General features: G+C 69.9%; 22 protein-coding genes. 12 read left to right on the top strand and 10 right to left on the bottom strand.

Annotation, left to right across the window (positions count from 1 at the left end; translation table 11 throughout):
* The first annotated feature begins 2 nt into the window (after positions 1–2).
* Positions 3–1,346 carry a CHAT domain-containing protein gene (locus tag L0P92_RS23325; protein ID WP_234764779.1) on the top strand — a complete coding sequence of 448 codons (1,344 nt, stop codon included), beginning with the start codon at positions 3–5 and terminating at the stop codon, positions 1,344–1,346.
* Positions 1,343–2,347 carry a hypothetical protein gene (locus L0P92_RS23320; RefSeq protein ID WP_234764778.1) on the top strand — a complete coding sequence of 335 codons (1,005 nt, stop codon included), beginning with the start codon at positions 1,343–1,345 and terminating at the stop codon, positions 2,345–2,347. The genes L0P92_RS23325 and L0P92_RS23320 overlap by 4 nt, the downstream gene beginning before the upstream one ends.
* A gap of 18 nt (positions 2,348–2,365) precedes the next feature.
* Here L0P92_RS23320 and L0P92_RS23315 read toward each other — a convergent pair whose 3' ends face one another.
* Genes L0P92_RS23315 through mca form a run of 3 tightly spaced genes read right to left on the bottom strand, consistent with a single transcriptional unit; the run spans position 2,366 to position 4,650 of the window.
* Positions 2,366–3,505, bottom strand: coding sequence for a Fic family protein (locus L0P92_RS23315; RefSeq protein ID WP_234764777.1), 1,140 nt, complete (start codon positions 3,503–3,505; stop codon positions 2,366–2,368).
* A gap of 58 nt (positions 3,506–3,563) precedes the next feature.
* Positions 3,564–3,797 (bottom strand): hypothetical protein, encoded by a 234-nt coding sequence (locus tag L0P92_RS23310; RefSeq protein ID WP_234764776.1) that lies wholly within the window; start codon positions 3,795–3,797, stop codon positions 3,564–3,566.
* Positions 3,790–4,650 (bottom strand): mycothiol conjugate amidase Mca, encoded by an 861-nt coding sequence (gene mca / locus L0P92_RS23305; RefSeq protein ID WP_234764784.1) that lies wholly within the window; start codon positions 4,648–4,650, stop codon positions 3,790–3,792. Before mca ends, L0P92_RS23310 begins: the two co-directional genes overlap by 8 nt.
* 168 nt (positions 4,651–4,818) lie before the next feature.
* On the opposite strand from mca, the gene L0P92_RS23300 reads away from it, so the two are divergent.
* Complete coding sequence (locus L0P92_RS23300) at positions 4,819–5,217, top strand: DUF4307 domain-containing protein (protein WP_234764775.1); 399 nt, start codon at positions 4,819–4,821, stop codon at positions 5,215–5,217.
* Positions 5,218–5,451: 234 nt separating this feature from the next.
* A complete protein-coding gene (gene greA / locus L0P92_RS23295) occupies positions 5,452–5,952 on the top strand; it encodes a transcription elongation factor GreA (protein WP_234764774.1) in 501 nt (166 codons plus the stop codon).
* Between the two features lie 70 nt (positions 5,953–6,022).
* Here the strand turns inward: greA and L0P92_RS23290 are convergent, their stop codons facing one another.
* The 3 genes from L0P92_RS23290 to ilvA form a co-directional block, all read right to left on the bottom strand.
* Positions 6,023–6,880: an ABC transporter permease gene (locus L0P92_RS23290; RefSeq protein ID WP_234764773.1), complete on the bottom strand. Its 858-nt coding sequence runs from the start codon at positions 6,878–6,880 to the stop codon at positions 6,023–6,025.
* Positions 6,877–7,863, bottom strand: a complete 987-nt coding sequence (locus L0P92_RS23285; RefSeq protein WP_234764772.1) for an ATP-binding cassette domain-containing protein — start codon at positions 7,861–7,863, stop codon at positions 6,877–6,879. Before L0P92_RS23285 ends, L0P92_RS23290 begins: the two co-directional genes overlap by 4 nt.
* A 170-nt stretch (positions 7,864–8,033) precedes the next feature.
* The gene (gene ilvA / locus L0P92_RS23280; protein ID WP_234764771.1) at positions 8,034–9,263 is read right to left on the bottom strand and encodes a threonine ammonia-lyase; all 1,230 of its coding nucleotides are present in this window, start codon (positions 9,261–9,263) and stop codon (positions 8,034–8,036) included.
* 163 nt (positions 9,264–9,426) lie between these two features.
* On the opposite strand from ilvA, the gene L0P92_RS23275 reads away from it, so the two are divergent.
* The 3 genes from L0P92_RS23275 to L0P92_RS23265 all read left to right on the top strand — a co-directional run bounded on the left by L0P92_RS23275 (position 9,427) and on the right by L0P92_RS23265 (position 10,770).
* A complete protein-coding gene (locus tag L0P92_RS23275; protein ID WP_234764783.1) occupies positions 9,427–9,933 on the top strand; it encodes a MarR family winged helix-turn-helix transcriptional regulator in 507 nt (168 codons plus the stop codon).
* A gap of 109 nt (positions 9,934–10,042) precedes the next feature.
* Positions 10,043–10,525: a sigma factor-like helix-turn-helix DNA-binding protein gene (locus tag L0P92_RS23270; protein ID WP_234764770.1), complete on the top strand. Its 483-nt coding sequence runs from the start codon at positions 10,043–10,045 to the stop codon at positions 10,523–10,525.
* Entirely contained in the window at positions 10,522–10,770 is a 249-nt protein-coding gene (locus L0P92_RS23265) for a hypothetical protein (protein ID WP_234764769.1), read from the top strand. The genes L0P92_RS23270 and L0P92_RS23265 overlap by 4 nt, the downstream gene beginning before the upstream one ends.
* Positions 10,771–10,773: 3 nt before the next feature.
* Here L0P92_RS23265 and L0P92_RS23260 read toward each other — a convergent pair whose 3' ends face one another.
* Positions 10,774–11,928, bottom strand: a complete 1,155-nt coding sequence (locus L0P92_RS23260) for a cystathionine gamma-synthase (RefSeq protein WP_234764768.1) — start codon at positions 11,926–11,928, stop codon at positions 10,774–10,776.
* 143 nt (positions 11,929–12,071) lie between these two features.
* Here L0P92_RS23260 and L0P92_RS23255 point away from each other — a divergent pair, with 143 nt between their 5' ends.
* The 3 genes from L0P92_RS23255 to L0P92_RS23245 all read left to right on the top strand — a co-directional run bounded on the left by L0P92_RS23255 (position 12,072) and on the right by L0P92_RS23245 (position 14,464).
* Positions 12,072–13,190, top strand: coding sequence for a hypothetical protein (locus L0P92_RS23255; protein ID WP_234764767.1), 1,119 nt, complete (start codon positions 12,072–12,074; stop codon positions 13,188–13,190).
* 91 nt (positions 13,191–13,281) lie between these two features.
* On the top strand, positions 13,282–13,947 hold the full coding sequence (msrA, locus tag L0P92_RS23250; protein ID WP_234764766.1) for a peptide-methionine (S)-S-oxide reductase MsrA: 666 nt from the start codon (positions 13,282–13,284) through the stop codon (positions 13,945–13,947).
* Between the two features lie 55 nt (positions 13,948–14,002).
* Positions 14,003–14,464, top strand: a complete 462-nt coding sequence (locus L0P92_RS23245; protein WP_234764765.1) for an SRPBCC family protein — start codon at positions 14,003–14,005, stop codon at positions 14,462–14,464.
* Between the two features lie 94 nt (positions 14,465–14,558).
* Here the strand turns inward: L0P92_RS23245 and L0P92_RS23240 are convergent, their stop codons facing one another.
* The gene (locus L0P92_RS23240; RefSeq protein WP_234764764.1) at positions 14,559–15,494 is read right to left on the bottom strand and encodes a helix-turn-helix domain-containing protein; all 936 of its coding nucleotides are present in this window, start codon (positions 15,492–15,494) and stop codon (positions 14,559–14,561) included.
* 172 nt (positions 15,495–15,666) lie between these two features.
* Between L0P92_RS23240 and L0P92_RS23235 the strand changes: the two genes are divergently transcribed.
* Positions 15,667–16,707, top strand: a complete 1,041-nt coding sequence (locus tag L0P92_RS23235) for an NAD(P)-dependent alcohol dehydrogenase (RefSeq protein ID WP_234764763.1) — start codon at positions 15,667–15,669, stop codon at positions 16,705–16,707.
* A gap of 203 nt (positions 16,708–16,910) precedes the next feature.
* Positions 16,911–17,294 carry a VOC family protein gene (locus tag L0P92_RS23230; protein ID WP_234764762.1) on the top strand — a complete coding sequence of 128 codons (384 nt, stop codon included), beginning with the start codon at positions 16,911–16,913 and terminating at the stop codon, positions 17,292–17,294.
* A gap of 22 nt (positions 17,295–17,316) precedes the next feature.
* Here L0P92_RS23230 and L0P92_RS23225 read toward each other — a convergent pair whose 3' ends face one another.
* Positions 17,317–20,556 (bottom strand): S8 family peptidase, encoded by a 3,240-nt coding sequence (locus tag L0P92_RS23225; protein ID WP_234764782.1) that lies wholly within the window; start codon positions 20,554–20,556, stop codon positions 17,317–17,319.
* Between the two features lie 266 nt (positions 20,557–20,822).
* Positions 20,823–21,506: an ABC transporter ATP-binding protein gene (locus L0P92_RS23220; protein WP_234764761.1), complete on the bottom strand. Its 684-nt coding sequence runs from the start codon at positions 21,504–21,506 to the stop codon at positions 20,823–20,825.
* Positions 21,507–21,844: the final 338 nt, after the last annotated feature.

Here is a 21,844-nt window from a genome sequence, read left to right as displayed (position 1 = left end):
AGATGACCAAGGAACTACGGGTCCGTGTCGTCCAGGACCCCAGCAGCGGCTTCACCGCCCTGGACGAACGGGCCGAGAGCCCGGACATCACGGTCTGCCTGGACATCGTGTCCGGCGACCGCATCCGGGCACGGCTGTACGGGTCCGCCGTACCGTCCCTCTTCGGCACCGAGCACCGCGCCGACCTGAGCGTGCGCCCCGACGACGTTCGGTCGGCCGGCGCGCGGCTGTGCCGGCTGTGGAAGGAGCTCGTCGTCGACTTCCGTCCACCCGCACCGGACGGCCACCCCGACCACTCGGGAGTCGAGCAGCCCTACGCGTCCGGGGTGGACCTGAGCACACGACCGCCCGGCGAGTTGTACGAGATCCTCGACGAACTGGCCGTCGCAGGCGCCGAGTTGCTCTTCGGCACCCTGCTCGGCGGCCCGGACCGGCGGGTCCAGCACTTCGCCGCCTACCTCGCCCAGGCGCTGGCGGCCGACGACACCCTGCGCGTCCGCTTCGACTCGGAGCTGTACATCCCGTGGCCGATGGTGTGCCTGCGCCCGGAGGACGTCCCGCCACCGGACGGAGGCCAGGACCGCGACCCGGCCTCCCTCTTCCGCCGCTTCCTCGGCCACCGGCACCGGATAGAGCAGACCGGCGGCGCCTATCCCTGGCTCGGCGGCCGGCACGAGCCGCCGGTCGTCCCTTCGGTCAGCCTCAACCACGACGTCCACGTCGACCGCAGGGGCCGCACCAAGGCCGCCGACGTCGCCGTCGTACTCGCCAAGGGCACCCGTTTCGTGGAGCGCACGACCCGCTCCGAACTCGTCCGGGCGCTGTCGGACGACTCCCTGAACGAGCACCTGATGTACTTCTGGTGTCACGGCCACTTCGTCCCGAACGGCTCCCAACCCGCCTGTCTCGCCCTGAAGCTGACCGACCAGACGTCGATCGACGCCCAGACCGTGCGGGACCGTCGGCGGCGCTTCGGCGAAGGCAGCCCCTTCCAGCCGTTCGTCGTGCTCAACGCCTGCCACGCGGGAGTACCCGAGGGCGGCGGCGACCTGGCGTTCCTCGGTCGCGAGCTGATCCATGCCGGTGCCCGCGGTGTGCTCGGCCCGCAGATCGAGATTCCCCAGCTCTTCGCCGCCGAGTACGCGCTGGAGTTCGTGACCCGCTATCTGCACGGCGCGGAGACGGCCGGCGCGGCCGCTCACGCCGTCGCCCGCCGCTTCGCCGACGAGCTGCGCAACCCGCTCGGCCTCACCTACGCCCTGCACCACGGCATGGACACCCGACTGGAGCGGGCCGCGGCCGACCCCGCCGACGGCACGGGCAGCGGCCAGGAGGTCACCGTATGACGACGTACGGCACCCAGGACGTACGTACCGTCGACCTGGACACGGAGGGCCGGATCCTCGAACCCACCGCGCGCGGCCCGCGTCCCGTGCCCGCCGACCGCCTCGACGACCACTTCGCCGAGGAACTCGCCCCACCCAGCTGGGCCACCGACCTGCTGGTGTACGTCCATGGCTGGCAGACCAAGCCGGACTCCGCGCTCACCGCGGCCCGCCGTCTCCTCGCGCTCGCGGCGCAGCGATACGTCGCTCCCTCGCCCGGAACACCCCCGTACCCCCGGCTGGCCCCCTGGCTCCCCTGGCTCGTCCTGATCCGCTGGCCCTCGCGCTCCCTGCCCGCCCTTCGCGGCTACCGCCGCATCCGGGACCGGGCCCATGCGATGAGTACGCGGGGACAGGCGGCGCGCGTCATCGGCCGGCTCCTCGGCTATCTGGACGGCCACCGCGCCGATCCAGCCGCCCCGCCCGTGCTCGCCAACCAGGAGGGGCAGTATCTGCATCTGGTCGGCCATTCCTTCGGCTGCCGCTTCCTGTGCGAGGCAGTGCAGTGGGCGGCGGGAGAGGAGCCGCTCACCCTGGGCTGGAGCACACCGCGGCCGCACGGGCGGCCCTTCACCGTCGACTCGATGCTGCTGTTCCAGATGGCCGCCCCGCGGGACGCCTTCGCCGCCACCTTCACCGCGCTCGCCGAGGCGCCCCTGCGCGGGCCGGTCGTCGCGACGTACTCGCAGCGCGACCGTGCGACCGGCTTCTGGCACGTGCGGGCCGAGCGGCGGGCCGGCATCGGGCACGCGGGGATCGGCACCGCGCCCGTACCGGTCTCGTCGATCCGGATGCTCCCGGCGCACGAGCCGTATCCGCTCTCCGCCCTCGACCACCGGTTCGTGAGCGTCGACGCCAGTGAGGTCTTCGTCCGCGGGGCCGGCCCCGCCGGCGCCCACTCGGACCATCTGCGGCCGGAGTCCGCCCATCTGCTGCTGTCCCTGGCCGACCACTGCCGGTGACTCCGGGCGCGGCGGCCCTCAGTCCTCGTACGGATCCACCAGCCGGATCGGCTGCCGGACCGCCTCCAGCACGTCCGCCGGGAAGTCCGGACCCGGCACGTAGTACCGCGCCTTGGTGTTGCCCACGGCTTCCAGGAGCCCCGCCTCGGTCAGGGCACGCACGTCGCGGACCGCCTGCTGATTGCTCAGGTTCTCGGCACGCTGATAGCGGGCGCGGCGGACACGGCCGGCCAGGGCGGCGTCGTGGAGCGCGGTGACCTGGCGTTCGTCGATGCCGTGGCGCTCCGCGTACTCGGTGAGGTCGATCCAGCAGCGATTGGAACGGGTGATGCGGTGCTGGACCGACTGGGACTGCTGGTGGTAGGCGAGGAGGTTGAAGCGGATCCACGGGGCGGTGTCGCGGTCGGGGGTCCACTCCTTGCCGCCTACGCGGCTGAGGATCTTGTAGTACTCCCAGGTGTTCTTCGGTTTCCCCAGCCATGCCTCGATCGAGGAGAACTCGGGCGCGAGAGTGCCGCCACGCGCGATCAGCAGGGTCTGCAGCGAGCGCGACATACGGCCGTTGCCGTCGGCCCACGGGTGGATGTTGACCAGGTTGAGGTGCGCCATCGCGGCGCGTACCAGGACGTGGGCGTCCGGATCGCCCTGGTTGAGCCACTCGACCAGCTCGTCCATGAGAGCGGGCACCTGCTCGGCGTCCGGGGCGATGTACGCGACCTCCTGCGGATCGCCCGGCTCATTGATCCACACGCCTCGCCTGCGGAACTGGCCCGCGAGCTTCCTGGGATGGTGATGCCCCTGCAGCATCCAGTGCAGGGCGTTGAGCAGCCACACCGAGTAGGCGAACCCGGGCGCGTCGTGGAGCGACTGCACGTACGTCATGGCGTGCTGGTACGCCAGCGTCTCCGCCTTGTTCGCCTCCGACGTGGCGACTTCCTGCTCACCGTCGATCAGGTCCTCGACATCGACGGAGTCGACCTTGTAGCCCTCGATGGTGTTGGAGCCGGCGATGGCGTTGGCGGTCAGCGTCTTACGCAGCCCCGCCGTCCACTTCGTCGGCGTCTGCAGGACCTGGTGCCGCAGCTCGTGGCGCATCTTGTCGATGCCCTCCAGCACCTCGCGGTCCTTCGAGGTGAGGGCAGGCGTGCGATACAGCATGACCCTATGATACCCACAGAGCATCACGGAATCACGCCGTCAACGCATCACCTCGCCGTCAGCCCTTCGCGGCCGCGTCCCCGGACTCCGCCTTCGAGTCCGGAGCCTCCTTGAAGTCCACCTTGCTCATGTGGCGGTTCATCGACTTCATCAGACCCCAGACCGCCAGGGCCATCACCGCGAAGACGATGAAACCGAGGACGCCGGGGGTGACCTTGTCCTCGTCCACCTCCTTGGCGAGGGTGGCGAGCTGTGTCATTGCCAGGCTTGCGCTTGCGCTCATGTCAGGCATTGTCGCGGATGCCCGCAAAGAGGTCGTCCTCGGGGAGGGAGGTATCGACGAGGGACTTCGCCAGCTCGTACTCCTCCGTCGGCCAGACCTCCTTCTGGAGCTCCAGCGGCACCCGGAACCAGCCGCCGTCGGGGTCGATCTGCGTGGCGTGCGCGATGAGCGCCTTGTCGCGGATCTCGTAGAAGTCACCGCACGGAACATGCGTGGTCAGCGTGCGCTGCTTCATCCCGAACTCGTCCCAGCGCTTGAGCCAGTCCCCGTACGGGGACTCCAGGCCGCGGTCGAGCATGGCCTGGTGCAGCGCCTCGGTGCGGGGGCGGTTGAAGCCCTGGTTGTAGTAGAGCTTCCGCGGCTGGTACGCCGGGCCGTACTCCGCCTCCGGGTACTTCTCGGTGTCCGCCGCACCCTCGAACGCCACCATCGAGATCTTGTGGGTCATGATGTGGTCGGGGTGCGGGTAGCCGCCGTTCTCGTCATAGGTGGTGATCACCTGGGGACGGAAGGAGCGGATCTGCTTCACCAGCTCACCGGCCGCCTTGTCGACGTCCTCCAGGGCGAAGCAGCCCTCGGGGAGCGGGGGCAGCGGGTCGCCCTCGGGCAGGCCGGAGTCGACGAAGCCGAGCCACTCCTGCTTGACCCCGAGGATCTCGCGGGCCTCGTCCATCTCCTTCTTGCGTACCTCGTGGATGTGCTCCTCGATGTACTTGTCCCCCTGCAGCTTCGGATTGAGGATGGAGCCGCGCTCCCCGCCCGTGCAGGTCACGACCAGCACGTCCACCCCCTCGGACACGTACTTCGCCATGGTCGCCGCGCCCTTGCTCGACTCGTCGTCGGGGTGGGCGTGCACGGCCATCAGTCGCAGCTGGTCAGTCAAGACTCAATCCTCGTAGTCGGCGCCCCGGTGTCTTCGCGGGCGAACGGCGGCTTCTATAGTGACCGAATCGGGGGGCGGATAATTCCGGGGTACGGCCCGGGGGCCCCGTTTCGGGACATCCGTCCCGCCCCGGCCGAGAGGACGATCATGAGTACGGCGAGCACGCGGCCGCCCGAGAGCCGCTACGGCCGCTCCTCGGACGAGCGCGCCGACCGCACGCTCAAGGTCGTCGGCGCCGTCCTCGGAGCGGTGCTGCTGGCGGTGATCGGCTACTTCGGCTATCACTACGTCGCCCAGAACAAGATCAGCGCCGAGGTGATCGAGTTCGACGCCGGCAAGGACGCGGTGAAGGTGCATCTGGAGGTCCGCAAGGACTCCGGCGCCTCCGGCTACTGCACGGTGCGCTCCCAGGCGGAGAACGGCGCCGAGGTGGGCCGGGCCGACTTCCGCTTCGACGGCGACGCCACCCGCATCGACAAGGTCGTCACACTGCGTACGACGTCCCAGGGAACGACGGCCGAACTGCTCGGCTGCCACGCCGACTGACGTGCCGCCGGGCAAGCCACCGGTGCTGCCGACCGAAACCGACAGGACCTGATCGACACCGACCGGCCGTGTCCGGATTGCAGAGGCGCTGACCTGCGTTGACGTGATTCTGATGGCTTATGTCCTCCCCCTTCGGCCATTGAATTGTTAGGCTCGTGGTTTCGCCCATCCGTGAAGGAACATCCTTCTGGGTAGGGCGATGCTTTGTATTCCCAGTACCTACGAGGAGCACCTGTGACCCAGACCAGCGAGAACGTCACCTGGCTGACCCAGGAGGCGTACAACCAGCTCAAGGCCGAGCTGGAGTACCTGTCTGGTCCTGCGCGCACGGAGATCGCCGCCAAGATCGCGGCCGCGCGCGAGGAGGGCGACCTGCGCGAGAACGGCGGGTACCACGCGGCCAAGGAGGAGCAGGGCAAGCAGGAGCTCCGAGTGCGCCAGCTGACCCAGCTCCTGGAGAACGCCAAGGTCGGCGAGGCGCCGGCGTCGGCGGACGGTGCGGTGGCGCCCGGCATGGTCGTGACGATCGCCTTCGACGGCGACGAGGACGACACCCTGACCTTCCTGCTCGCCTCGCGCGAGTACGCGAGCTCCGACATCGAGACGTACTCCCCCCAGTCCCCGCTGGGCTCCGGCGTGATCGGCCACAAGGTCGGCGAGGACGCCGAGTACGAGCTGCCGAACGGCAAGACGGCCTCGGTGAAGATCCTCAAGGCCGAGCCCTACAACGGCTGACCCACCCGCAGGACCTTCACCACCGGTCCTTCCACGAGCCCCCGGCCGCCACCAGGCGCCGGGGGCCTCGTCATGCGGTCGCCGAGCGGTACTTCCGTACCGCGAGGGTGCGGAACACGATGATGATCAGGACCGAGTAGATCAGCGAGGCCCAGACCGGATGCTGCATGGGCCAGGCGTCCGACGGTGACTGTCCCGGATTGGCGAACAGCACACGACACGCCTGCACGGTCGCACTGAACGGGTTCCACTCGGCGATGTGCCGCAGCCACGGGGTCATATGGCTGGTGTCCACGAACGCATTCGAGATGAAGGTGACCGGGAAGAGCCAGATCAGCCCACTGGAGGTGGCCGCCTCGGGCGTCCGCACGGACATTCCGATCAGGGCGCCGATCCAGGTGAACGCGTAACCGAGCAGGAGCAGCAGCCCGAAGGCGCCCAGGACCCGGCCCGCGTTCGTGTCACCGTCCGAGCCCACCCGCCAGCCGACCAGCAGGGCGACCACCGCCAGCACGACGAGCGTCAGCGCCGTCTGCACGGAGTCGGCGAAGGTACGCCCGGTCAGCACCGCGCCGCGCGCCATGGGCAGCGAGCGGAAACGGTCGATGAGCCCCTTGTGCATGTCGTCGGCGATGCCCGCGCCGGAACTGGCGGTGGCGAAGGTGACGGTCTGCGCGAAGATGCCCGCCATCAGGAAGTTCTTGTAGTCGGCGGCGCTGGTGCTGTTGCCGATCTGCATCGACCCGCCGAAGACATAGGTGAACAGCACCACGAACATGATGGGCTGGATGAGCCCATAGATGATCATCTCCGGGATCCGGGACATCCGGATCAGATTGCGCTTCGCGACGACCATCGAGTCCCGGACGGACTGGCTGAACGGGTTCGTGGCCGGTGCGACCCGCACGGCGTCGGTGACGGCGCTCACTTCGCGGCCTCCTTCTTGTCCTTGTCGTTCTCCTCGTTCCCGACCTCCGCGAGGTGGCCCGTCAGGGACAGGAACACGTCGTCGAGGGTCGGGCGGCGCAGGCCGATGTCGTCGATCTCGATGCCGCGGGTGTCGAGCTCGCGGATGACCTCGGCGAGGAGCTTGGCGCCTCCGGTGACGGGCACGGTGAGCTTGCGCATGTGGTCCTCGACCGTGGTGTCGCCCTTGCCGAAGCCGCGAAGCACCTCGGAGGCGGGCTGGATGTCGTCGCGCTCGTGCACCACGACCTCGACGCGCTCGCCGCCGGTGCGGGCCTTGAGCTGGTCGGAGGTGCCCTTGGCGATGACATGGCCGTGGTCGACGACCGCGATGTCGTGCGCGAGGTGGTCGGCCTCTTCGAGGTACTGGGTGGTCAGGAGGAGGGTCGTACCGCCGGAGACCAGGCGCTTGATGACCTCCCAGAGGAGCTGGCGGTTGCGGGGGTCGAGGCCGGTCGTCGGTTCGTCCATGAACATCACGGGCGGGGAGACGACCAGGGCGGCGGCCAGGTCGAGACGGCGGCGCATGCCGCCGGAGTAGGTCTTCGTGGGGCGGTCGGCGGCGTCGGCGAGGTCGAACTGGGCCAGCAGTTCGTCCGCGCGGGCCTTCGCCGCCTTCGCCTTCATCTGGTAGAGCTGGCCGACCATCTGAAGGTTCTCGCGGCCGGTGAGGTACTCGTCGACCGCCGCGAACTGGCCGGACAGGCCGATGGAGCGGCGGACCGCGTCGGGATGCTTGAGGACGTCGATACCCGCGACGACCGCCGAGCCGCTGTCGGGGCGCAGCAGGGTCGTGAGGCAGCGGACGGCCGTCGTCTTGCCCGCGCCGTTCGGCCCGAGCAGGCCGAGGACCGTGCCCTCGGGGACATCGAGGTCGACGCCGTCCAGAGCCCTTACGTCACCGAAGGTCTTCACCAGGCCTTCGGCATAGATGGCGCCTGGCATATGAATCTCCACGTCGTCGGGGAAACTTCGGAAAGCCTAGGTTTGCACTTTTCGTTCCGCCGGGTGGCGGAATAACGAGACACACCATAACGCGATGTATCGCGTCTCACACGCGCTTACCCGAATGAGTGACAAGGGGGCCCCGACCTGCGCTTTCGCGCGCTGACACCTCAGCCGATGACGGTGTACCCCGCCTCGCGCAGGGCCTGGCCGACCTCGGCGCAGTGCGTACGCCCCTTCGTCTCCAGGTGCAGTTCGACCTCCGCCTCCGTGAGCCCGAGCCGTGGGTCGGTCCGTACGTGGCTCACGTCGAGGACGTTAGCGTCCACCACTGACAACACCCCGAGAAGTGTGGCGAGGGCGCCCGGCCGGTCCGTCAGCCGCAGCCGTACGGCCAGGTAGCGGCCCTGCGCGGCCATGCCGTGCCGCAGGACGCGCTGGAGCAGCACCGGGTCGACGTTGCCGCCGGAGAGCAGCGCGACGACCGGGCCCTCGAAGGCCCCGGGGTCGCTGAGCAGCGCGGCGACGGGGCTGGCCCCTGCCGGTTCGACGACCAGCTTGGCGCGCTCCAGACACAGCAGCAGGGCGGTGGCGATCTCGTCCTCGGTGACGGTCCGGACCTCGTCGACCAGGTCGCGGACGAGTTGGAACGGCACGTCACCGGGCCGGCCGACCTTGATGCCGTCGGCCATCGTCACCGGGTTGTCGACGGCGACCGGGTGTCCGGCCGCCAGCGAGGGCGGGTACGCCGCCGCGCCCGCCGCCTGCACGCCGACGATCCGCACGTCGGGCCGCAGCGTCTTCACCGCCATCGCGACACCCGCGGCGAGCCCGCCGCCGCCCACACCGACGACGATCGTGCGCACCTCGGGGCACTGTTCGAGGATCTCCAGGCCGACCGTGCCCTGGCCCGCGATGATGTCGGGGTGGTCGAAGGGGTGGATGAAGACCGCGCCGGTCTCGGCGGCGTACTCCTGCGCCGCGGCGAGCGTCTCGTCGACCACCTGACCGTGCAGGCGCACCTCGGCGCCGTAGTCCCGGGTGGCGCTGATCTTCGGCAGTGGGGCGCCCTTCGGCATGAACACGGTCGAGCCCACGCCGAGCAGCGACGACGCGAGCGCGACGCCCTGCGCGTGATTGCCGGCGCTGGCGGCCACGACCCCGGCGGCCCGCTCCTCCGGCAGCAGCCCGGCGATCCGCACATAGGCGCCGCGCAGCTTGAACGATCCCGTTCGCTGGAGGTTCTCGCACTTGAAGTGCACCGGTGCGCCCACCAGCTGGGACAGGTGCCTGCTGCCCTCCATCGCCGTCACCCGCGCCACGCCCGTCAGCATCTTCTGGGCGCCCCGTACGTCGTCGAGCGTGACGGGAGGCAAGGAGTCAGCCGTGCTGTAGCTCATGACACAAGTCTCGCAGTTCACAGGCGCGAGGCCCTGTTGTGACCAAGCACCGAGATGGGTTTGCGCAGCGCCGGTACACCCCGCGTCCGGGCCGCGTACCCTGTCCCCCAACCCAGCACCCCCTTCATGAAGTGAGCCCCCGGCCATGCCCACAACACCGGAAATGTCGATGGACATGACGACCGTCGCCGACAGCGGTCTCCTCGACACTCTGCAACACGAGGTGGCGGTCTTCGCACGCCGTGCCGAACAGACCCGGCTCGGTGGCGTGGGTCAGGTGCGCAACTCCATGGACCGCGCCGCGTACCTGCTGCTCAACCGCCTGGACAAGGAAGGCCCCATGGGCGTCAAGGCGCTGGCCGCGAGCATGGGGATCGACTCCTCGACGGTCACCCGGCAGGTGGCGCCGCTCGTCGACACGGGGCTGGTCAAGCGGACCTCGCACCCCGAGGACGGGCGTGCGGTGGTGCTTCAGCTGTCCCCGCGCGGGCAGTCGCGGCTGGAGGAAGTGCGCTCCTCGCGGCGTCAGTTGATGGCCGAGCTGACGCAGGACTGGGCCCCGGAGGAGCGCGAGGCGTTCTGCTCGCTGCTCACCCGCTTCAACACGGCGCTCTCCTCGCGGATGGCGGCGCAGGGAATCTCCGGCGCGGAGACGCCCACGGCGTCCTGAGGGTGATCCGGTCCCGGCTCTTGACCCGGGCCCATGGCTGGCCTCAACTGAAACCGGGTCCTCCTTGGTGGGGGCCCGGTTCCTCAGGGTCGGTCAGTCAGGAGGGGCGGTGGGACGACGACGTGTGGTCCAGGACGCCCGCCGCGACCGCGAGTTCGAGGCGTTCGTCGCGGGCGCGGCCGTACGGCTGCTGCATGCCGCCACGCTGCTCACCGCGGAGCCGCCCGATCGCAACCCACGCGCGCGGCGTCTGCTGACGCTGTCCCTGGCGCACACGTACGCGTGCTGGGACGGACTGCGCGGCGAGGACCCGTACGACCGCACCCGCGGCCACCTGGCCGCCCGCTTCGCCCGTTCCACCTGGCGCCGCCCCCACCCGCACCCCGACAGCCCGCTGGCCCGGCTCTCCCCGCAGGAACGCCTGATCCTGGTGCTACGGCTGTACGAGGGGGTCGCCGAGGAGCAGGCGGGGGCCCTGCTCGGCCTGCCCGCGGAACGCGTCCGGACGATCTGCGACCGGGCGACGGCGCACCTGCTGCAGCCGCGCGGCACCCCGTCGGCCGTGCCGGTGGCGAAGGCGGTGTCGCCGTGAACCGCGCCCAACGCGAAGCGGCCGCGCGCCAGATCATGGAGCGCACGCCGACCCCGGTCCCGCCGGACCTGTACCCGGAGGTGCTGCGACGCGGCGGCCGCATGCTGCGCCGCAGGAAGGCCGCCGCACGGCTGATGTGGCTGCTGCTGTTCGCGGCCACGGCGGCGTTCGTCGTCTGGGCGCTCATGGCCCGCCCCTGGGTGGAGCCGCCGTCGGAGACGACCCCACCGCTGACGGGCTGGTGAGGGCTAGCCCAGCGCTTGCTGGAGGTCCTCGATGAGGTCCTCGACGTTCTCGATGCCCACGGAGAGCCGCACCAGGTCGGCGGGAACCTCCAGGGCGGAGCCGGCCACGGAGGCGTGGGTCATCCGCCCGGGGTGCTCGATCAGCGACTCGACACCGCCCAGGGACTCGCCGAGCGTGAACACCTTGGCGCGGTTGCAGACCTCGACGGCCGCCTCCTCGCCGCCCTCGACCCGGAAGGAGACCATGCCGCCGAAGGCCTTCATCTGCTTGGCGGCGACCTCGTGACCGGGGTGGTCGGGCAGGCCCGGGTACAGCACACGCGTCACGCGCGCGTGCCGGGTGAGCATGTCGGCGATCCTGGTGGCGTTCTCGCTGTGCCGGTCCATGCGCACCGACAGGGTCTTGGTGCCGCGCAGCACCAGCCAGGAGTCGAACGGCCCGGCCACGGCGCCCATGGCGTTCTGGTGGAAGGCCAGCTCGTCACCCAGGTCCGGGTCGCCGACGATCAGCGCGCCGCCCACGACGTCCGAGTGGCCGCCCATGTACTTGGTGAGCGAGTGCACGACGACGTCCGCGCCCAACGACAGGGGCTGCTGCAGATACGGCGTGGCGAAGGTGTTGTCGACGACGAGCTTCGCACCGGCGTCCCGGGCGACCTGCGCGACGGCGGCGATGTCGGTGATCCCCAGCAGCGGGTTGGAGGGCGTCTCCACCCACACCACCTTGGTCTTCGGGGTGATGGCGGCCCGTACGGCGGAGGGATCGCTGGTGTCGGCGACCGACCACTCCACCCCCCACCGCGCGACGACCTTCGCGAACAGCCGGAACGTGCCGCCGTAGGCGTCATTGGGGATGACCACGTGGTCGCCGGGGCTGAGCAGCGTACGCAACAGGCAGTCCTCGGCCGCCAGTCCGGACGCGAACGCGAGCCCGCGGCGACCGCCCTCCAGGGCGGCGAGGTTCTCTTCCAGGGCGGTCCTGGTCGGGTTGGCGCTACGGCTGTACTCGTAACCGCCGCGCAGCCCGCCGACGCCGTCCTGCTTGTAGGTCGAGACCTGGTAGATCGGCGGGACGACCGCACCGGTGAGGGGATCGGCGGTGTTGCCCGCGTGGATCGCCAGGGTCTCGAAGTGCTGACTGATGTGCCTGTCACTCATGGGCACCGAGCGTAGTCCGCGAACGACACGGATGCGCCCGCGGCAAGGCGAGGACGCCGCACACACCCGCACCGGGCATCTCCACGCCTGACGTCGGCGACACCCGTTGGCCAATTGTCAGCGCCGTCTGGAACGCTGGAGGCATGGAGATTCTCTGGGTCCTGATAGCGCTGGTCATGCTCGGCTTCGTGGTGCTGCCGTTCATGCGGCGCAGGCGGGGCATGATCGAGCAGGTCCCGCCGGGCCACCCCGACGCCGCGGACCCGGCGAACTACGGCTTCGTACGCCAGGAGGAGCTGGACGTCCGGATGCCCGGCCCCGACCAGGATCTGCTGGACGTCCTGGACCTGGTGCAGCGCACACAGGACTACAAGGCGGCGTCCCAGCTGCTCGCCGGCACCGAGTCGGAGGGCGAGCTGCGCTGGCAGCGGGTGCAGGCCTTCGCCGGAGCCGCGTCGCTGGAGCTGCAGCAGCGCCCCAGCGGGGTCAGCGAGTCGCCGGGCGGCCAGTGGCTGCGAGTGTGGCGCACCGAGCAGCCCAAGGACGCGGGTGGCGCGGCCGTGCACGCGGAGTTCCTGGTGCAGCAGGCCTGGCGGACGGCGACGCCGGGCACGGACGAGTTCCGGATCATCATGGAGGAGGCGAAGTCGGCGTGCGGTGACGCGGCGCTGCTGGCCCCGGGTGATCCGATCCCGTACATCATCGAGCTGTCGGTGGCCCGCGGGCTTGCCTACCCCCGCGCGGAGTTCGAGCAGCTCTGGCTGAAGATCCTGGACCGGGCCCCGGCCCACATGGGCGCGCACCTGGCGGCGCTGCACTACTGGTGCGAGAAGTGGCACGGCTCGCGCCAGTTGGCGTACGACTTCGCGGAAGCGGCGGCGGCCCGCGCGCCCCAGGGCTCCCTGCTCGCCGCGATGCCGCTGTTCGCGGTGTTCGAGCACCTGCCCGAGGTGAACCTGGTCAGCGGCTTCTACCAGAGCGAGGTCGTGACGAAGGCGATGCACGGCGCGCTGTTCGCGGTGCACGCGGCCCGCCACGACGACCCGATGCTGGCGCACGTACGGCATCTGCTGCTCTTCTTCCTGGTCCGCGGCGAGCGCTGGGCGGAGGCCATGGACCAGCTGGTGCACGTCGACGGCCATGTCGGCGCGCTGCCCTGGACGCTCTCCCCGGACCCGGCGGCGGAGTTCGCGGTCTACCGCGCGCTGGCGGTGGCGGGCTACGAGGCCAACGGCGGCAGCCCGGCGACGCTTCCGCACTGAGCCGCACGCCGGGGGCGGAATCTGCGGACCCGGCCATACGTTGAAGGGGGTACCGCCCGGTTGGGAGGTGTCCCACGAGGAAGGAACCCTCATGCTCTTCGGCCGTACGCCCGTCCTGCCCACCCCCGAGCAGGCACTGCGGGGCCGTCCGGAACCGACTTTCACGGTCCCCGACCGTCACACGGTCCTCGGCAACCCGCTCCTCGGCCCCTACCCCGAGGGTCTGGAGACCGCCGACTTCGCACTGGGCTGCTTCTGGGGTGCCGAGCGCAAGTTCTGGCAGCTCCCGGAGGGCGTGTGGACGACCCTGGTCGGCTACCAGGGCGGCTACACCGAGTATCCCACCTACGAGGAGGTGTGCTCGGGCCTGACCGGTCACACGGAGGTCGTCCGCGTGGTGTACGACCCCTCCGTGATCTCCTACGACAGCCTCCTGAAGACCTTCTGGGAGGCCCACGACCCCACCCAGGGCTTCCGCCAGGGCAACGACGTGGGCACGCAGTACCGCTCGGCGATCTACACGCACACCCCCGAACAGGCGAAGACGGCCGAGGCCTCCCGAGAGGCGTACCAGAAGGTCCTCACGGACTCCGGCTACGGCACGATCAGCACGGAGATCCTCCCGGCGGAGGGCCGGACCTTCTACCCGGCCGAGGGATACCACCAGCAGTACCTCGACAAGAACCCGGCGGGTTACTGCGGGATCGGTGGCACGGGCGTCTCGTGCCCGATAGGGGTCGCCAGGGCCGACGGGTGAGCGAAGGCGCCCGGTCATCGGGCGCCGGTCGGCCGCTGCTGCTTTCATGGAGGGCATGACCAGCAGAAGCGTCGTCGTGGAGCGGCGCATCGCCGCAGGCCAGGGGCCCGTGTGGGAGTCCCTGACGGATCTGCGGGGCATGGTGCAGGTGCTCAGCTCGGTCACCCATGTCGAGGTGCTCACGGCCGGGGTGTTCGGCGTCGGCACGCGGTGGCGGGAGACGCGGCGCATGTTGGGCAAGGAGGCCACCGAGGAGATGTGGGTGACGGCCTGCGAACCGCCCGAGCGCTATGTGGTGGAGGCCGAGTCGCACGGCACGCACTACATCTCGGAATGGCGGCTGCTGGCGGACGGTCCGACGACGACGGTCCGTATGACGTTCACTGGCGTGGCCTCCGGCGGAGTCACGGGCCTGCTCGCCAAGGTGCTGGGCGGTGTGGGCGCCCGGGCGGTGGGCAAGGCCGTCGCGAAGGACCTGGAGGAAGTCGCCGTGGCGGTCGAGGGCCGCGGACGCTGAGCACCCGGCCCGGCACCCGCGCGCACCCGGCTCCCGCGCGCCGCACCCTCACCTCACACCTACGCACCCGGCTCCCGCGCGCCCTCACTCACACCTACGCTCCCGAAGTCCCGGCCCCCGACCCCGAGCCCGCCTTCGTCGCGTCCGCTCCCCAGCTGGCCAGCAGCCGCAAGGCTTCCGCCGACGGCGATCCCGGCTCCGCGTGGTAGGTGATCAGGGCCTGTTCCGTGCCGTCGCCGACGCGGAACGACTCGAAGTTCAAGGTCAGCTCGCCCACCAGCGGATGCCGCAGGCGCTTGACGCCGTACGTCTTCTCCTTGACGTCGTGCGTGGCCCACAACCGGCGGAACTCCTCGCTCTTGAGGGAGAGTTCACCGACCAGAGCGGACAGGCGCGGGTCGTCGGAGTGGCAGCCCGCGTCCATGCGCAGATAGCTGACCATGTCGTACGCCTTCTGGTCCCACTCCACGAACAGCTCGCGGTACTCGGGCCGCAGGAACACCAGCCGCGCCCAGTTCCGCTCCTGCACCGGCAGCTCCGACCAGTCGCCGAAGAGCGCCGCGGCCATCCGGTTCCAGGCGAGGATGTCCGAGCGCCGACCCGAGATGTACGCGGGCACGCCGTCGATCGAGTCCAGCAGCTGCCGCAGCGCCGGCCGTACCTGCTCGGACCGCGCGATCTGCTTCTTCTTGTGCTGCTTCGGCTTGGCGAGGTGCGTGAGGTGCGCGTGCTCGGCATCGCTCAGCCGCAGCGCCCGGGCGATGGCGTCGAGGACCTCCGCCGAAACGTTCCGCCCGTTGCCCTGCTCCAGCCGTGTGTAGTACGCCACGGACACACCGGCCAGCTGCGCCAGCTCCTCCCGGCGCAGCCCCGGCACCCTGCGGTGCCGCCCGAAGTCCGGCATCCCGACGTCCTCCGGCTTCAGCCGGGCCCGCCGGGTACGCAGAAACTCGCTGAGCTCGGCACGCCGGTCGAGGCCCGAGCCGGTGTCGGCGGCGGCGCCGGATACGGATTCGGGGTTCTCGTCCATGCCTCAAGTATTCCCGGTCGTACGCCCACGATCCTGTCCCCGCCAGTGGTAGGACCGGCGAACGTACGCAGAACCGTGGCCTGGGTAGCCTCCGAAGCCTCCGGCAGGCTGGACACCGCGCCCAGGTCAGAAGGCAGCCGGGCGCGAAACCCCCTGCTAGGAGAACCCCGGCATGACCACTGTCGCTGCGTACGCCGCACCCGCCGCCAAGGCTCCGCTGGAGCGCACCACCATCGAGCGCCGTGCCGTCCGCGAGCACGACGTGCTGATCGACATCAAGTTCGCGGGCATCTGCCACTCCGACATCCACCAGGCCCGGGAGGGCTGGGGCGAGGCGATCTTCCCGATGGTCCCCGGCCACGAGATCGCGGGCATCGTCTCCGAGGTCGGTCCGGGCGTCACGAAGTACCAGGTCGGCGACCGTGTCGGCGTCGGCTGCCTGGTCGACTCCTGCCGTGAGTGCGACAACTGCAAGGCCGGCGCGGAGCAGCACTGCACCGGTGGCTCGGTCGGCACGTACAACGCCGTCGGCAAGGACGGCGAGCCCACCTACGGCGGCTACTCGGAGAAGGTCGTCGTCGACGAGAACTTCGTCGTCCGTATCCCCGACGGCCTGTCCCTGGACGTCGCCGCGCCGCTGCTGTGCGCGGGCATCACCACGTACTCGCCGCTCAAGCACTGGGGCGCGGGCCCCGGCAAGAAGGTCGCCGTGATCGGCCTGGGCGGTCTCGGGCACATGGGCGTCAAGATCGCGCACGCGCTCGGCGCCGAGGTCACCGTCCTGTCCCAGTCGCTGCGCAAGAAGGACGACGGCCTGAAGCTGGGCGCCGACCACTACTACGCGACCAGCGACCCGAAGACGTTCGAGGAGCTCGCCGGCTCCTTCGACCTGATCCTCTCCACGGTGTCCGCGCCGCTGGACTTCGGCGCCTACCTCGGCCTGCTCAGGACGGGCGGCGCCCTGGTGAACGTGGGCGCCCCGGAGGAGCCCGTCGCCCTGAACCTGTTCTCCCTCATCGGCGGCAACAAGACCCTCGCCGGCTCGGCGATCGGCGGCATCGCCGAGACCCAGGAGATGCTGGACTTCTGCGCGGAGCACGGCTTCGGCGCCGAGATCGAGCTGATCGACGCCGACCAGATCAACGAGGCGTACGAGCGGGTCCTGAACAGCGACGTGCGCTACCGGTTCGTGATCGACACGGCGACGATCTGACGGACCACCGCAGACCGAGGGCCCCGGAGCCGCACTGCTCCGGGGCCCTCAGCGTGTCGCCGACCGGGATCTCCAGCGGGGGCGGGCGGAGGGCCGCAGAAGTAGAGCCACTCCCTCCCCAGGACCGATGCGCCGCACCACGGCCCTTGCCTAGCCTGGGACGAGGAGCCCGTCCGAACCGTGCACACGAGGAGGCAGCCCCGATGACCGTCCAGCTCAACCACACCATCGTCGCCGCGCACGACAAGCAGGCCTCGGCCCGGTTTCTCGCCGACATCCTGGGCCTGGAGGTGAGCCCGCAGTACGGCCCCTTCATCCCGGTCCAGATCCCGGGCGGTGTGACCCTGGACTACGCGGACTCGCCCGACGCCATCACACCGCAGCACTACGCGTTCCTGGTGTCGGAGGACGACTTCGACACGATCTTCGCCCGGATCAGGGAGGCCGGTCTGACGTACTGGGCCGACCCGTACCACCGCCGCGCCGGCGAGATCAACCACAACGACGGCGGCCGCGGCACCTACTTCGACGATCCGAACGGCCACAACCTGGAGATCCTGACCAGGCCGTACGGCAGCGGCGGCTGACGGCCTGGTCCGCGCCGTACGACTACTTGCCGTAGTAGGCGTTGTAGATCGAGATCGTCGACTTGTTTCCCTTCTTGTCGGCGATCTTGGCGTGGAAGGAGACGGCCTTGCCCTTCGCCGGGTTCGTCACGGTGATCTTGCCGTTCCGGACGTCGAGCTTCTTCCAGGTCCGGCCGTGGTCGTACGACACGTACACGTGCAGCGACTTCAGGTTGCTGCCCGCGGCCGCGCCCACGACGGTGACCGGGAACGTCATCTTCCGGTCCGCCTCGACCCGGCTGTCCAGGCCCGTCCTGGCGTTGAAGCGGACCGTGGAGGCCGGGAGCCTGACCCGGTCATCGGACGACCTCTTGGAGCGGAAGGTCCAGCTCGCGTCGATCCGTGTGGAGGCCGCCGCGACCTTGGCGCTGCGCTGCGCCGAGGTCGTCAGCTTGTACTCGGCGTCCCCGGCCGGGACGTCGAACGTGCCGCCGCCGAACACCGTGTCGTCGTAGGAGCCGATCTTGGTGCCGTTGCGGTACAGGCTCGTGTTCGCCGAGGTGAAGGGCGACCAGCCGGCGTGCTTGCCGCCGTCGGCGAACACCGGCAGCTCGCCGTAGATCTGGTTGCCCTCACGGAACAGGCCGTAGTACTTGTCGAGATGCGGGCCGATGACCGCTGTGTTGAAGGTGTTCGAGTAGCTCTGACCCGCCTTGTAGGCCTGCTCGTCGCCCAGGGAGTAGGTCAGGTCGATCACCGGGCGGCCCTGGGCGTCCCGGCCGGCGAACTGCTCGAATTCCAACGACCACTTGATCTTGTCGGACGTGGACAGGTACAGCGTCCGCGAGCCCGGCAGCTTCTGCTCGATCGGCTCGCTCATCACGCCGGTCTCGGGGAAGTTGCCGATGGCCAGCAGAGCGCCGGTCCTGCCGGATGCCGAGGCACCGAGGCCGTTCTTCACCTTGGCGAGTTCACTGGCCTTGAAGTGGCGGACCTTGCCACCCTGGATCTTCTTGACCTCGGCCAGGGTCGCCACGTTGTACTCGGTGCCGGCGCCCTTGGTCCACTGGCCGTTCCAGACCTGGCTCAGGCCGCTCGCGACCTGCGGGCCGAGGTGCGCCATGCGCAGGTTGGCGAAGGTGTCGACACTCGTGGAGAAGCTGACGCCCGCCGTGTCGTAGGAGTAGTCGATCGTCGCGGCCACCTGCTTGGCCCGCGCGTCCGGCACGGTGATGTCCGCCGCTTTGGTGGTGCGGGCGTCGATCGTCACGGAGGTGTTCTTCGTGAGGTCCAGCTTCGGCTGCACCAGCCAGTCGAGCCCGCCCGCCGGGGACTCCGGGTCCTTGTCGATCACGGCGTTCAGCACATACGAGCCCTTGGGCAGCCGCATCTTGGTGACGCCGGACCCGGTGACCGGCACGCGGTGTTCCATGTTCGTCGACAGGCCCGTGTACCCGAACAGGCGGGTGTCGTACTCGGATGCCGGCCTGCCGTCCCGGCCGATGTGCTTGACGGTGAGGTCGTACGACTCCACCTCGCGCTGCACCCCGGCGGCCATACGGACGCTCTGCCCGCCGCCCGTCGCCGTGACGTACGCGGAGTAGGCGCCGTCGACCGTGCCGCCCAGCTTGGTGTCGACGGTGAGGGCGACGGAGGCCTTCCCGCCCGCCGGGACCTTCACGTTCGTCGCGCCCAGCTTGAAGAAGCCCGCGGGGGCCGGCCGGCCCTTGGGGTCATAGCCTGTGGCGGCGAGGCTGAGCGTGACGTCTTCGGTGCCGAGGTTGCGGTAGGTCAGCTGCTTGGGGACCGGCTTGTCGTCGGTGTGCGGCCACTGCTGCACACCGAAGTTCACCGGCGCCGGGTCGGCGATCACGGTCTGCTTGATGGCCTTGTCGACCTGGACACGGCCCGTGCCCTGCTGGAACGGCGTGTACTTGCCGGCCTTGGCGGAACCGGTCAGCGCGCCCTTGAGCTCGGCGTACGTCCAGTCCGGGTGCTGCTGCTTGAGGATGGCCGCCGCGCCCGCGACATGCGGGGTCGCCATGGACGTGCCCTCGATGGTCAGGTAGCCGGGCGGGTTCTCGCCTTCCTCCTGCTCGATGACGCTGCCCTTGGCGGACGCGGCCGTGATGGCCACGCCGGGCGCGGTCACGTCGGGCTTGAGGCCGCCGTCGCCGATCCGCGGTCCGGTGCTGGAGAAGGGCGCGAGGACGTCCCTGTCGTCGACGGCGCCGACGGTGAGGGCGGCCTCGGCGCTGCCGGGCGAACCGACCGACTCCGGACCGGAGTTGCCGGCCGCGATGGCGAAGAGCACGCCCTTTTCGGCGGACAGCTTGTTGACCGCCGCCTCCATCGGGTCGATCTCGGGTGTGTCCCGTCCGCCGAGGCTGAGGTTGACGATGTCGGCGCCCTGCTGGACCGCCCACTCCATGCCCGCCACGATGCCGGAGTCGTCACCTTCGCCGTAGTCGTTGAGGACCTTGCCGTTGAGGAGGTCGGCGCCGGGCGCCACGCCCTTGTACTTGCCGGCGGACCTGGCGCCGGTGCCCGCCGCGATGGACGCGACGTGCGTGCCGTGACCGAACTTGTCGGTGGCGTCGGCGGCCGGGGTGAAGTTCTTCGACGCGATCACCTGGTCCTTGAGGTCCGGGTGGGTGGCGTCGACGCCGGTGTCCAGGACGGCGATCTTGACACCCTTGCCGTCGTAGCCGGCCGACCACGCCTTGGGGGTGCCGATCTGGGCCACGGACTTGTCGAGGCTGGCCTTGCGGACGCCGTCGAGCCAGACGTGCGCGATGCCGGAGGCGGTGCGGTCGCCGTTGGTGAGCGCGTTCCACAGATCGGGCGTGTCCTGGTGCGAGGTCTGCACCGCGTCCGCGTTCAGGGACGTCAGGGTCCGGCGCAGCTTGCCCGTGTCGCGGACGTCCGCCTTGGCGCCGGTGGCGGCGCCCTTGTAGCCGACGATGACCTTCAGGCCCTTGGCCTGGGAGGTACGGGTCGCGGGCCTGGTCAGCTCGGTGACGTCGAACAGCCGCTGGTCGAGCTTGCCCGCCGCGACCAGCCGAGCCGCGTCGGCCGGGATCACGAGGGTGTGCCCGCGGATCTCACGGACCTGGACGGGTATGTGCTCTCGCCCCTTCGCCCGCTCCAGGCCGACCACCCGGCCCCTGGAGTCGACGGCGACCCGGTCACCCGTGATCAGGGTGACGCGGTGCGGGGAGGTGAGTGGATCGGCGGCCCTGGACGGGCTCCGCTCCGGTTCGGCCGACGCCGGGCTGGTCATTCCCGAGGCGAGGGCCACGGCGGTCGCGGTGGCGACTGAGGCCGCGCATACGCTTTTGAATTGTCTGCGCAAGATTCCCCCTTGCAGATGGTCCGGGTGAATTCCCCTTCACCCGGCCGGGGGAGGTCATGTACGCGTACCTGTCACCCCCCGGAATACGCAGTATGCCGAGGGGTGATCAGGCGCCTCAATAGAGGAGAAGAAGGTGAGAAGCCCGCCGGTCAACTGTTACGTGGCGGCGAGAACTCCGTTACGGAGTGCTCAAGTTACGCTCCCGCGTTTTCCTTGACACTGATGCGTCCCTTGCGGATGGTGGCCACGCGTGGGGCCTTTTTCGCTATCGCGGAGTCGTGGGTGACCATGATGAAGGTCAACCCGAGTTCCTTCCACATGCGTTCGAGTACGTCCATGATCTCGTCGCGCATCGACTCGTCTAGGTTTCCGGTGGGTTCGTCGGCGAGCAGTACTTTCGGTTCCTTGACGAGTGCGCGGGCGATGGCGACGCGTTGCTGCTGGCCGCCGGACATCTCGGAGGGCAGGTGTCCGAGGCGCTCTCCGAGGCCGACGGAGGTCAGTGCCTCGGCGGCTCGTTCGCGTCGTTCCTTCGCCTTGATGCCGAGGGGGACGAGGGCGGTCTCGACGTTCTCCTGTGCGGTGAGGGTGGGGATGAGGTTGAAGGACTGGAAGACGAAGCCGATGTTCTCACTGCGGACCCTTGTCAGGCGGGCCTCGGGGAGTTTGGCGAGGTCGGTGCCGTCCAGCACGACTTCACCTGCGGTGGGCCTGTCGAGTCCGCCGAGCATCTGGAGGAGGGTGGACTTGCCGCCGCCGGTGGGGCCCTGGATGACGAGGCGGTCTCCGTCGGCGATCGTGAGATCGACTCCGTCGAGGGCGTGGACGGTGTCCTTGCCCCGGGTGTAGCGCTTGGTGACGTTCCTGAGCTCGTACATGGTGGTGCCTCCTGGGAGTTGGGTTCGGGGGTGGTGTGCGTGGTTTTCGGGCTGCGGGTGGTGGGGGCTGGTCGCGCAGTTCCCCGCGCCCCTGGGGGGTTGCGGATCGGTTGGCCATAGCTGCGAGGGCATGAGGGCTGCGCCCCTGGGGAGTGCGGGCCCAGTTGGCATAACTGCGAGGGCGGTTCCCCGCGCCCCTGGGTGGGCGGGACTGCACCCACCTAGGGGCGCGGGGAACTGCGCGACCAGCCCCCACCGACCCGCAGCCAAGACCCCCAAGGCATCGCGCACCGACCGCCGGGACCGCAACCCCCCAGGGGCGCGGGGAACTGCGCGAC

The sequence above is a fragment of the Streptomyces muensis genome, from assembly GCF_021474425.1.
GTDB classification, from domain to species: Bacteria; Actinomycetota; Actinomycetes; order Streptomycetales; family Streptomycetaceae; genus Streptomyces; species Streptomyces muensis.
Note: the sequence above shows the minus strand (reverse complement) of the source record. Positions and strands in the feature narration are given on the sequence as shown.